Here is a 12416-nt window from a genome sequence, read left to right as displayed (position 1 = left end):
TCAGATCCTTTCCACCACCAGCCCGGCCTTATCGGCCATTGTGGGCTGAAGGGTTATAATTTCCCCCACTTCGGCTTCACCCTGCGCAAGCCGCACCGGCGCAAACTGTTCACTATGGCCGGTTATGGGGGTTTCCATCAGCACACGTAGGGGCTGACCTATAAGACTTTCATAATACCGAGCGGCAGAAACCGCCCCCACCTCCCGCAACTGCGCAGCACGTGCCTTACGCTCGGGCACAGGCACCGCACGCATACGCGCAGCAGGCGTTCCTGGGCGCTCACTATACGGAAAGACATGCAGATACGGCAGCGCCTGCTGGGCAAGAAAATTGCGTGTTTCTTCAAACAGCGATTCGTCTTCTGTTGGAAAGCCCGCAATAATATCGGCACCAATTCCAATATCTGGCCGCAAGCCCCGGGCACGTTCCACCACCCGCGCCGCATCGGCCACCAAATGCCGCCTCTTCATACGTTTGAGAATAAGGTCTGACCCAGCCTGCAAGGAAAGATGCAGATACGGCATAAAACGCGGCTCTTCTGCCAGAAGCTGCCAAATATCCTCGTCAATCTCTACCGGATCGACCGAAGACAGACGCATCCGCTCCAACTCTGGCACCAAACGCAACACGCGGCGGCAAAGCTGACCAAGCACCGGTTTGCCGGGCAGATCTTCCCCCCAGGATGTCATATCTACCCCGGTGAGCACGACTTCCCGATATCCAGACTGCACCAAAGCACGCACCTGCTCCACCACCGCACCCACGGGTACAGACCGGGAAGGCCCACGCCCAAACGGAATGATGCAAAACGTGCACCGATGATTGCACCCTTGCTGAACCTGCACAAAGGCCCGTGTGCGGCCTGCAAATTCAGTAACCAGATGCGCAGCGGTTTCCTTGGCGGCCATGATATCGGATACAGCAAGCGGCTGAGACAAAGCAGAAGCAGACCAACTTTCGGCCTTTAGCTTTTCCTCATTCCCCAACACACGGGCTACGCCGGGCAGATCACTCCAGCTTTCGGGGTTAATCTGGGCAGCACACCCGGTAACCACAATACGGGCATCCGGGTTTTCACGATGCGCCCGACGAATAGCCTGCCGCGCCTGCCGCTCTGCTTCTCCCGTAACGGCACAGGTGTTCACGATAATTACATTATCCAGTGAAGCTGCGTGATTACGCATCACTTCACTTTCCCATGTATTCAAACGGCAGCCAAATGTGAGAATTTCCGGCTTGCTCATTCCGGGTACACGGCCAGATCAACCGTCCCTTCAAAAGCTGTTGTTGCAGAGCCTGTCATGAGCACATGATTGTTAGGTGCCCATTCAATCTGCAAAATACCACCATCCAGCTCGACTTCACACACACGTTCTATCAAGCCGCGCCGCGCCGCATTCACCACCGCGGCACATGCGCCAGAACCACAGGCCTCCGTCACACCAGCTCCACGTTCATGCACCTTAAGCCGCATACGTGCAGGCCCATCAATACGCGCAAACCCAATATTGGCTCGTTCAGGAAAAAGCGGATCATGTTCCAGCGCCTGCCCTTGGGAGAGACGCGCAAAATCTTCCACAAAAAACGTTGCGTGCGGGTTCCCCATAGATGCAGCCGCAGGATCACCCGCCAATGGCAGATGCAACGTATCCATTTCCGCAACCAAAGGCACATCCTGCCAGTTCAGGCGGGGTTCACCCATATCTACCGTAATCAGGCCGTTTTCTTCTATCCGTGCGGGCAAACGCCCAGCGCGCGTTTGCAGCACAGGCGTTCTGTTACCCGTTTCACGCCAGATCAGATCAGCCACACAGCGTGACGCATTTCCGCACGCGCCTGCCTCTGATCCATCGGGATTAAAAAAGCGCACAAAAACGTCTGCCCCTTCCGCACAGGCCGGACGCAACGTTACCAACTGGTCACACCCAATACCACGGCGCCTATGCGCCAAGGCAGCAATACGGGCTGGCGTAAGGGACAAATGCCCACCACGCTCGTCCAGAATGATGAAATCATTCCCCAGACCATGCATTTTACGGAAAGATGTCAGCATGCTGTGGCTTATACGCCACTTTAAGCGCCGATGCCATGAGAGAAAGCAGCCAACAGGCCCGGAAATCAGTCTTTTCCGCGCCCTGCTGGCATAATTGTAACGTGCTTACACAAAGCGCCCCGGAGCGCCGCGCTGCAATACTTCAATTTTATAACCATCCGGGTCTGTCAGAAAGAAGAACTGCCCAACCACCTGGCCTTTGTTTTCCAGCGTTTTAACCGGTGTAACCGGGTGCCCGGCAGCTTCCATACGCGCATGTTCACGCTGCACATCTGCAACAGACACGGCAAGATGGCCGTAACCCTCGCCTAAATTATAAGGCTCTGTCCGCCCGTGGTTAATTGTAAGTTCAAGCTCAAATGTCTGCTCATCATTTGCCAGATATACCAATGTAAAACTCTCAAATTCAAACCGGCCCACAGGTTTAATGCCTAGCGTATCTGCATAAAAATGTGTGGATCGTGCCTCATCCAACACCCGCAACATGCTGTGGATCATCTTGGCCATAAAAATATTCCTTTACCAAACAGAGCATAATAAAAACCGAAGCCTGTGCTTAACGCACATCTTTTTTCCCTGAAATTATTTTTTAAGGAGAGGGCTCTTTACGGCAAGCCAAGGAAAATGGTTCACATTCATATAAGAACCACTTCAACAATATTTGAAAAGCGAATGCGCATCTTCCGCCAGTTTTCCTGCCGCATGGCACATCATATTAAAACAGGCCTATGCATGGGCACTGTGCTGGCTTCTGGCGGAATGGCCATGAATTACGCTTTTCCGGCTTATGCCGCGGCAGATGATGCGGCCTCTCTTGATGCGTTAGAACAGCAAATTTCGCGCATTCAAGCCGAGCAGCACGAATTGCAAAAAGCGTTGGTAAGCGTGCAAAAGCAGATCGCCCAGCGGCGCGGCACAGCACATGCCAGCAATGGCAATTCCTCTACGGGCAGAGCTGTTTCTGGCAGCCACCACGCAGTTGCCAACTCAGGTTCAGGTTCTGGTGTTACCGTTGCCATGCAGGATGGTACAATTGCCAGCACAGCCTCCACTGATCCGGGCATTAGTGCGCCAGCCTCAACGCGTTCTAGCGGCTCCTTGCGCCATGCTATAGGCCCAGATGCACAACCTGTGTTTTCTGGCAAAAATGATACCCCGGAAGTGGAATCTGTTGTCGGGCATCGCGCAGAAGACATGATTGCCCGTATTGCAGACAACCAGGTTGGCGCGCATCAGCGTGAAACTGCTGGCGCACAGGCTGCTGGCGCGCTGGGTGACCACGGGGTGTTCCACCTTGGGCCGCTTACCCTGATTTTGGGTGGTTTTCTGGATGCAGCAGCGGTGGAATCAAACCGCCACACCTCCACTGGCACCTTCAACTATTGGGCGGACATGCCTTACAAAGGGGATGCCCGTTACCATACCGACAACTTTGAAGGCAGCGCACGTTACAGCCGCATTTCCCTTATGGCCCGCGGCAACGTAGATAAAAACTCCACCATTTCCGGCTTTTACGAAATGGACTTTGGGGCTGGCGCTTCCACAACAGATCCGTACGAAAGTAACAGTTACACTTTCCGTATGCGCCAGCTTTATATGGCCTACGACAACAGTGCTCTGAACTTCCACTTTCTGGCTGGGCAAGCATGGAGCATGCTCACACCAGGCCGTGTGGGTATTATTCCTCGTCAGGAAAATCTGCCGCTCACCATCGAATCCTCCATGCTGGCAGGCCAGACATGGGCCCGGCAGCTACAGTTCCGGTTTGTAAAAGACTTTTTCCAACACAGACTGTGGGCCGGTCTTTCTATCGAAAACTCGGCCACGCTGTATAATGTTGATAGCTTTTCCAGTGTGACGGATGGGCAAGTGCGCTTGCCAAACGGGCGTATTGCAACCGTGGGGTATGACGGCACCGGCCTGACCAACGATGCCCTTTTCCCCAACGAAATTGCTCCAGACATTATTGGCAAACTGGCATGGGACCCACACTGGGGCCACTACGAAGTTGAAGGCATTCTGCACTTTCCTCATACGCGTGTTTCTGAACTTGGGGGCGGACGCAACCATACTGCCATTGCTGGTGGTGGCGGTGGCTCTGTTGTCCTTCCGGTTCTGCCGCATAAGGTGGAAGTGCGTCTTGCTGGTTTGGCTGGGGTAGGTATTGGCCGTTACGGGTCTGTGCTGCTACCGGATGCCACGCTTAATTCTAAAGGTGAGCCCTCACCAATTCCATCCATACAAGGCACGGCTGGTGTCATTGCCCATCCTAACCAACTTATCGATGTGTATGGTTACTTTGGGTATCAGCAGGCTGGACGTCGTTACTTTGATGCCAATGGCTCTGCCTATGGGTATGGCAATCCATCGTTTGATAACAGCGGCTGTAATGTTGAAATGGCCACCGAGCTTTCAACCCTTGGCTGCACAGGCAACACCCGCAGCGTGATGGAAGCCACCGTTGGCGCATGGTATCGTTTCTTCAAGGGCCATTACGGCACTGTGGAAGCCGGTTTGCAGCTTGCTTATTCCCGCCGCAAGGCTTGGGAAGGGCTAGGTGGCGCGCCAAGTGCTGGTATGAGCCAGGTTTTTATGGATTTCCGCTATCTTCCTTTCCAGTAAAAGCGCATAATTCCTGTGCTATAAAATCATGCAGTACAGGGTTCTGCCGTCAAACTACTAGCTTTTCCGGGCAGGAACCTTTATCTCGCATTTCTATTCCCGTTGCCCGGATCCGGATTGTATGCCTTTTCAGAATGCTCCTGCCCCTCTCGCTCGTGCTCTTGCTGCACGTGGCTTTACTGCTCCTACCGCTGTTCAGGCCGCCGTTCTGGCCGATGATGCCAAAAATCGCGACCTGCTGGTTTCAGCCCGCACCGGATCTGGCAAAACTGTTGCTTTCGGCCTAACGCTGGCTGACCTGCTACTGAATGATGCAGGCCGCTGCGTGCCGTCTGGCGCGCCTATTGCTCTGGTTATTGCCCCCACGCGTGAACTTGCTTTGCAGGTACGCAGTGAGCTGGAATGGCTGTACGCCGAAACCGGCGCACGGATTGTTTCTTGCGTTGGTGGCATGGAACCCCGCAAGGAAGCCCGCGCCCTTGCCTCTGGCTGCCACATTGTTGTGGGCACACCAGGCCGCCTGTGTGACCATCTGCGCCGTGGTGCACTTGATCTTTCACACCTGAAAGCCGTGGTGCTGGATGAAGCAGACGAAATGCTTGATCTGGGCTTCCGTGATGAGCTGGAAACCCTGCTGGACGCCATGCCCAAAGAGCGGCGTACCCTGCTGTTTTCCGCAACCATTGCCCGCGATATTGCAGCCCTTGCACGCCGCTATCAGCAGGATGCCCTGCGCATTGACACGGTGGGGACAAACACCCCCCATGCCGATATTACCTACCGCGCCGTTCTGACAGAACAGGGCGATATGGCAGGCACGGTTGTCAACGTGCTGCGGCTAATGGAATCCTCCGCTGCCATCGTGTTCTGCCATACGCGTGAAGCTGTACGCCAGTTGCAGGCGATTCTGACAGAGCGCGGTTTTTCCTCCGTCGCCATTTCAGGTGATCTGGGACAAAATGAACGTAGCCGCGCCATAGAAAGCCTGCGCCACGGCCAAGCCCGTGTATGCGTGGCAACAGACGTGGCCGCTCGCGGTATTGATATTCCAGATCTGGGGTTGGTTATCCATGCCAGCCTGCCTTCCAATCCCGCAACCTTGCTGCATCGCTCCGGTCGTACAGGCCGCGCAGGCAAAAAAGGCACCTGTGTACTGCTGGTACCGCCAGCACGCAGAAGATTGGCAGAACGTCTGCTTCAGGCCGCCAAGGTAACCGCAGAATGGAGCGGCGCCCCTACTCCGGCAGCTATTGCTACTGCGGATGCCGAACGCCTTTTGGCTGCGCCATTCCTTTCTGCTCCAGCACCAGAAGATGCAGAAACACAAACGCTGATCGGTCGCCTAGCTGCCGAACACACACCAGAACAGCTCGGAGCGGCCCTTGTTGGCCTGTGGCATAAAAGCCTGCCGGCCCCTGTTTCCGTGCGGGTGCTCACGCCAGATGCACGCCGTGCTGCCCCGCGTGAGCGTGATCCCAACCGCCCTGTGCGCGAAAGAGAACGCGCACCTGCCATGGATGGCAAATGGTTCCGTCTTTCTGTTGGTCGTGAAGATCGGGCAGACCCCAAATGGCTGGTGCCTATGCTGTGCCGGTTGGGGAACATTAAAAAGCAGGATATCGGGTCTATCCGTATCACGCAGGACCATACACTGGTTGAAATTTCTCCAGATAAAGCCGAGCAATTTGCATCTTGCGCCTCTGCTACGGACCCGGATGAAATTACAGTGGAACCCGCAGCAGCACCCCGCAAAGGTGGTGGTGGTGGCGGATCTCGCCCAGCCTATGCTGATCGGAAACCAAAAGGTGGTCGCTCTTTTGCACCACGTCGGGAAGGCGCTAGCAAAAGTAATTCTTCCCGTAAGCGTAAGCCGAAATAAACTTTATACGCATCAACTCATCAGGCCGCATTCCAGCGGCCTGATGTCTTTTAAGCCAGCCTTACAAAGGCGGTAGAGTGGTTGCATCCCGAAGGTCGGAAGAAACCCGGTCTCTCTGAGCTTTCCAAGCCTTCCGCGTATTTTCCCCTGCATTATTCCAACGATCTGTAACGTTCTTTTCTGCGTTGGTTACACGGTCACGCTGAGCTTGCAGCTTCTCACGCGCTTCCTCGCCACTGTTGTTCCAACGGTCACGCACATTCTTTTCCGCGTTGGTTACACGATCGCGCTGAGCTTGCAGCTTCTCACGTGCTTCCTCGCCGCTGTTGTTCCAACGGTCACGCACATTCTTTTCCGCGTTGGTTACATTGTCGCGTTGCTGCTGTAGCTGTTCACGTGTTGCTTCGGTGCTGTTGTTCCAACTATTTCGCACCTGATCCCGCGCAGCCTGACCACTATTTCTGAAACCAGATGTCAGATTATTTGCATCATTACGCACGCTGTCACGCGTTGCATTCAATTGGTCTTTTGCATCCTGCTGTAAGCAACCTGTTAGAGACAGACACGGATCAGCATGTGCCAAAGATGTCGTACCCGCCAGAGCTGCTACAGATAAACTCATCACCGCAAATTTCTGAACAAATCGCATAATAACCTATTCTTTCTTCAATCCTGTCCACATGAAGCGGAGCGTTGATGAATTTTTAGACATGTAATTCTGGCAAAAAATAGTCCACCCCGGCCCTTGCTAGAACACGATTGCAGACGCAGCATAGCGGTAAGTATTTTCGACAGAACCGAGGATCATGCGTATCGTGATGAAACCTGTTTTCTACCCGGCAAAATGGCCAAATTTTAACAAGCTGAAGCTTGCTGGCTCTTTGGCTGTTGCCCTTAGCCTCTCCACTACAGCCATAGCCGCAACTGAACCATCACCACCGCCCGCCAAGCCCGCTCCTCCGGTAACGGGGCCTGCCCCAGCGCAAATCCAAACAGATACATTCCACAATGCAGCCGCCCTGCTGCCGCAAGATGCCATCACACATCACACTGGCATTTTTGATAAACGAAAGATCTCCTACACAGCCCATACCGGCACCCTGACTTTACGGGATGATGATGGCGCACCTACCGCACGTGTTTTTTACGTTGCCTACACGCAGGATGGCGTAGATCCGGCACATCGACCTGTTGCCTATTTCTTTAACGGAGGGCCCGGCGCAGGCACGGCTTACCTACATCTGGGCGCTGCTGGCCCCTCCATTCTTTCTTTCCCCAATGGCAACCCGGCAGACGGCGCCAACGCCCAGCTTATCCCCAACACAGAAAGCTGGCTGGCTGCGGCGGATCTGGTGTTTATAGATGCCCCCGGCACTGGCTGGTCTATCCCCACTGATACCAAAAAAGCTGCCAAAACATTTTATGGTGTCAAACAAGATGCCCACGCATTTGCCAAGGCCATTCAGCTTTGGGCACAAAGCAATAACCGCCAGATTTCTCCGCGCTATCTTGTAGGTGAAAGCTATGGTGGCCTACGCGCCATTGAGGTGGCAGACGCCTTAGCGCAGGATCAGAATATTCTGGTGAATGGGATCATTATGATCTCACCTGCACTGGATATGACATTGCTGGATACGGCCAACGATATTCTGGCAACCAGCTTTGTCCTGCCTTCCTTAGAAGCATCTCAACTAGCGCTCCAACATAAACTGACCCCAGAAAACGCTGCGGGGCATTTGGATAGCGCATACCATTACGCTATTGGCCCTTACCTGAGCACATTGGCCAACGCGCCACTTGCCGGAAACGCCGCGCAGGATTTTTACGAAGACGTTGCCACGCATTCCGGCATACCGCTTGAAACGGTGGCAAAAGAACGCGGCATGCTGCAACCAGAAGCCCATGATGTGCGCAGCCGCAATGGGCGGCTTTATTCTCTGTATGACGGCACGTTTTCTATTGCTGACCCGTTCCCCGAAGGTGTGGAAAATGGTGCAAGCCCTGACCCCATTCTGGATGGCTTTACCCGTGCCTATGGCAGCGCGTTTGAGCAATATGCCGCAACCAGCCTGAACTTCCGCACATCACTGAGCTATTCACTTTTGAACATGAAGGTGAATGAGGTGTGGGATTATCGGGATGGTGGCAGCCCCATTGTCCGCCCTATTCCAACACTTCGCCGCCTTCTGGCACTTAACCCAACCCTGCGGGTTTTTATTGCCAACGGGTATTATGATCTGGTCTGCCCTTTTGCCTCATCCCGCTGGGTGGCTGAGCATATTCCAGTCGGCAGAAACCGCATTGCCCTGCACACGTACCCCGGCGGACATATGATTTACATCCGGGCAGACAGCCGCGCAGCACTTGCGCAGGATGCCAAAACTTTCATGACACCATAAAAAAAACGGGTGGGGAATTTCTTCCCCACCCGTTTTTGCCAAACGGTAAACCGTTTTTCCTGACAGATCAGCGCTTGCTGAACTGGAAGGAACGACGAGCCTTGGCGCGACCGTATTTCTTACGTTCCACCTTACGAGAGTCACGCGTAAGGAAGCCAGCAGCCTTAAGGATGCTGCGCAGTTCTGGTTCGTAATGTGTCAGCGCACGGCTGATACCATGACGAACAGCACCTGCCTGACCAGACAGACCACCACCCGTTACGGTGCAAACCACATCGAACTGGTTGTAACGGTCAGACACAAGGAAAGGCTGGGTCAGCAGCATGCGCAGCACGGGGCGCGCAAAGTAAGTGCCAACCGGGCGACCGTTAACGGTGATTTCACCCTTGCCAGGCTTGATCCACACGCGAGCAACTGCGTCCTTACGACGGCCTGTTGCATAGGAGCGGCCCTGAGCGTCACGCTTGGCTTCATAAACCGGGGCATCAGAAGCAATTTCTGGAACCACGGTCTTCAGATCGGCCAGCGTGCCTGTACGTTCCTGAGTTTCAGACATTCTGCTCAGCCCTTCTGCACGTTAACAACGTTCTTGCGGTTCATGGCCGCAACATCAAGCTGCTGGGGGTTCTGGCCAGCATGCGGGTGTTCTGCACCAGCATAAACATGCAGGCTGCGCATCTGCTGACGCTGCAGCGGACCGCGCGTGATCATGCGCTCCACAGCTTTTTCAACCAGCTGACCCGGATTTTTGCCTTCAAGGCGCTGCTTTACAGTGCGTTCCTTGATGCCGCCGGGGTAACCGGTGTGATAGTGGAAGAGCTTCTGATCAGCCTTGCGGCCTGTCAGGGCAACTTTTTCCGCGTTGATGACAACAACGTGGTCACCGCAATCAACATGCGGAGTAAACTGAGGCTTATGCTTGCCGCGCAGGCGCTGGGCAATGATGACGGCGAGACGACCTAGAGCGAGACCTTCGGCATCGATCAGGATCCAGTTCTTCGTCACCTCCGCGGGCTTCAGCGAGAGGGTGGTCTTCATGACACTGATTCCATACTAGAACAGTTGTGTATCCAAGATGGCGCCTTATGCGGTGCCTAAAACAAAACGTCAAGCATTGTTTGCGTTGATGTCTGTATTTTCAGGGGGTTTTCTATAGGTAACATGTTACCGTATCAGCGCTTGCAGCCCCTTCCGCCATGCACTAAAGCTGGTTTTGTGTCCCGAAACAGTAGGATTTCCAACGGGTGAAGAAGAACGTTCTGGTCATGATTTCCGGCATTGCCATTCTAGGTGGCATTGGTTGGCTTGGTGCACGCCATGCCGAACACCTTATGCTGGACAAAAGCATAGAGCGTTTTAGGCAAACCTTGGGGCCTGATGCTTCTTTTACCTACAAAAAAGCCACCCCCGGTGTGCTGGGGCGCAGTGTAAAATTTACCAGCCTTGTGTTCCGCCAAGGGCCAGAAACCATAACGGCAGATGAAGCAGAGGTTTCTAAACCCGTTACCAAGGGTTCCGAGTCTCCGCTTATCGAGCATCTTTCCTTCCGCAACTTTCAGATGGCAGATACGGCGGGCAGCCTGCATCTGGCAAAGCTGGCCATGGAAGGCGTTACACTTCCGGTAAAGGAAGACGTGCACACGCCAGCCCATACGCTTTCCATCCAACATGCAGAAGCCACAAAGCTGCACGGGTTTATTGATAGCCTGCAATCCGATATCTCTGCTGATACTGTTACAGTAGATGATTTTGGAGAAAGCATGGCCTCGCACCTTGAGGCCACAAAGCTGCAATTTTCTGCGGATGTCCCCCCTGCCCGCCATGTTTCTGCTGATCATGTTGGCATTGATGGCCTAGATCTGGCTGGGTTGTACAATAGCCTCACAACCGGTGCGGCTTATACTGCCCGCAACGGCACCCGCGATATCCAAATTGATCATCTTGCCATTGATGGCGACAGCCCACTTTTACGCGCTGTGAAAATTCTGTCTCATTCCAGCAAATCCGAATCTGCTGAGCAGGAAGTTTCCAGCGTGCAGGATGCAGAACTCTGGCCGAGCATGCCTAATCTCGCATGGTTACCCACCCTGGGTTATGATCGCCTACACGCCTCTCTGGTTTTGAACGACACGCATGATCTAAAAACAGACAAACTGCATATTGAAGAACTGAGTATAGATGCTGCCCAAATGGGCCGTCTGCACTTGGATGGAGATTTTGCGCAAGCAGGTTCCCACGCTGTTGTGGCTGCAAACGCAGATATGCAGGTTTTACACATGCACATGAACTATATGGATCATGGGCTTGTGCCTAAAATATTGGATCAGGCTGCCAAGGCCCGCAACATGAACCTGCACGATATGCTGGCCACATGGCAGGAACAGACCAAGCAGGGCAATAACCCGATTTTGACCCAAGCACTTACCTATGCCCTACACCCTGAAAAAGGTCCGTTGGATATTTATATCCAGCCGCAGCGTCCGCTCCCACTCATGACAGTTCTGGCATCTTTAGGGGCTGTGGGTGTGGCACCACAAATTGCGCAGCAGGTTGGCCTTTCCCTGCATACGCCGTAATGCTGCCTCTTTATACACTTCAGCCTGCGCCAGATCCGGTTCATGTTATTGGGGCCTCAGGCCGTTCTGGGCGAGCTGTGTGTCAGGCTTTGCTGGCACAGGGTATTCCCATCATCCCGGTTGTGCGTAACGCCAGCCGGGCTAACGGGTTAGAAAATATTCGCATTGCCGATCTGACAGCCCCTACCGAGCTTTTAAAACCCGTGTTGGCAGATGCCACGCGCATTGTCTGCACAGCGCACGCGCGTAATATCCCTGCCTTGTTGGCCGCTGCACCGGCTTCTGCCAAACTGGTATGCCTTGGCAGCACACGTAAGTTCACACACTGGCCCGATGCACATGGCAATGGCGTTCTGTTAGGTGAAAAAGCCCTTATGGCTTCGGGGCGAGACAGCATTATTTTGCACCCCACCATGATTTATGGCGCTCAGGGTGAAAATAATGTGCAGCGCCTAGCTGCACTCCTACGCTTTTTGCCAGTTATCCCTTTACCAAATGGCGGAACAGCTTTGGTGCAGCCTATCTGGCAGGGAGATGTAACCGCCAGTATTCTGGCCGCACTTGCACAAACATGGCACGGCCCACGCAGCCTTGTTATTGCTGGAAAAAACGCCGTAACCTACAAACAGTTTGTCACTTTGGTGGAACAGGCCAGCGGATTACGCCCGCGCCCATTTATTTCATTACCTGCCAAACTGCTGATGGCGTGCGCCCATGTAACCTCTCGGATTCCGGGGTTACCTGTAATCGGGCCAGACGAAATTCGCCGCCTGCTTGAAAACAAGAATTTCGATATTTCACCAATGCAGCGTTTTTTAGGCGTGCAGCCCATAGATCTGCAGGAAGGATTAGCGCGTACCTTTAAAGGCTGATACGCGCCAACCTT

11 protein-coding genes are annotated in these 12416 nt (G+C 54.0%); 5 read left to right on the top strand and 6 right to left on the bottom strand.

The annotated features are described in order from the left end of the window. The 3 genes from mtaB to ACP7IZ_RS09785 form a co-directional block, all read right to left on the bottom strand. A complete protein-coding gene (mtaB, locus tag ACP7IZ_RS09795) occupies positions 1-1245 on the bottom strand; it encodes a tRNA (N(6)-L-threonylcarbamoyladenosine(37)-C(2))-methylthiotransferase MtaB (RefSeq protein WP_426848949.1) in 1245 nt (414 codons plus the stop codon). Next, positions 1242-2054: a diaminopimelate epimerase gene (dapF, locus tag ACP7IZ_RS09790; RefSeq protein WP_426848948.1), complete on the bottom strand. Its 813-nt coding sequence runs from the start codon at positions 2052-2054 to the stop codon at positions 1242-1244. The genes mtaB and dapF overlap by 4 nt, the downstream gene beginning before the upstream one ends. 105 nt (positions 2055-2159) lie before the next feature. Then, positions 2160-2561 (bottom strand): VOC family protein, encoded by a 402-nt coding sequence (locus ACP7IZ_RS09785; protein ID WP_426848947.1) that lies wholly within the window; start codon positions 2559-2561, stop codon positions 2160-2162. Positions 2562-2606: 45 nt separating this feature from the next. On the opposite strand from ACP7IZ_RS09785, the gene ACP7IZ_RS09780 reads away from it, so the two are divergent. After that, the gene (locus ACP7IZ_RS09780; RefSeq protein WP_426848946.1) at positions 2607-4676 is read left to right on the top strand and encodes a hypothetical protein; all 2070 of its coding nucleotides are present in this window, start codon (positions 2607-2609) and stop codon (positions 4674-4676) included. Positions 4677-4797: 121 nt separating this feature from the next. Continuing rightward, positions 4798-6555 (top strand): DEAD/DEAH box helicase, encoded by a 1758-nt coding sequence (locus ACP7IZ_RS09775; RefSeq protein WP_426848945.1) that lies wholly within the window; start codon positions 4798-4800, stop codon positions 6553-6555. Positions 6556-6616: 61 nt separating this feature from the next. Here ACP7IZ_RS09775 and ACP7IZ_RS09770 read toward each other — a convergent pair whose 3' ends face one another. Continuing rightward, positions 6617-7177, bottom strand: a complete 561-nt coding sequence (locus ACP7IZ_RS09770; RefSeq protein ID WP_426848944.1) for a hypothetical protein — start codon at positions 7175-7177, stop codon at positions 6617-6619. 184 nt (positions 7178-7361) lie between these two features. On the opposite strand from ACP7IZ_RS09770, the gene ACP7IZ_RS09765 reads away from it, so the two are divergent. Continuing rightward, positions 7362-8954 (top strand): S10 family peptidase, encoded by a 1593-nt coding sequence (locus ACP7IZ_RS09765; RefSeq protein ID WP_426848943.1) that lies wholly within the window; start codon positions 7362-7364, stop codon positions 8952-8954. 67 nt (positions 8955-9021) lie between these two features. Here ACP7IZ_RS09765 and rpsI read toward each other — a convergent pair whose 3' ends face one another. Together rpsI and rplM are read right to left on the bottom strand one after the other, a co-directional pair. Continuing rightward, positions 9022-9510, bottom strand: a complete 489-nt coding sequence (gene rpsI, locus ACP7IZ_RS09760) for a 30S ribosomal protein S9 (RefSeq protein WP_003624653.1) — start codon at positions 9508-9510, stop codon at positions 9022-9024. Positions 9511-9515: 5 nt separating this feature from the next. After that, positions 9516-9992, bottom strand: coding sequence for a 50S ribosomal protein L13 (gene rplM, locus ACP7IZ_RS09755; protein ID WP_006115057.1), 477 nt, complete (start codon positions 9990-9992; stop codon positions 9516-9518). Positions 9993-10198: 206 nt separating this feature from the next. On the opposite strand from rplM, the gene ACP7IZ_RS09750 reads away from it, so the two are divergent. Continuing rightward, entirely contained in the window at positions 10199-11530 is a 1332-nt protein-coding gene (locus ACP7IZ_RS09750; protein WP_063354698.1) for a hypothetical protein, read from the top strand. Then, positions 11530-12402: an NAD(P)H-binding protein gene (locus ACP7IZ_RS09745; RefSeq protein WP_426848942.1), complete on the top strand. Its 873-nt coding sequence runs from the start codon at positions 11530-11532 to the stop codon at positions 12400-12402. Before ACP7IZ_RS09750 ends, ACP7IZ_RS09745 begins: the two co-directional genes overlap by 1 nt. The last annotated feature ends 14 nt before the right edge of the window (positions 12403-12416 follow it).

Origin of the sequence: Acetobacter sp. AAB5 (assembly GCF_050106715.1) — a bacterium.
GTDB classification, from domain to species: Bacteria; Pseudomonadota; Alphaproteobacteria; order Acetobacterales; family Acetobacteraceae; genus Acetobacter; species Acetobacter oryzifermentans.
This window is presented reverse-complemented; position numbering and strand designations above follow the sequence as displayed.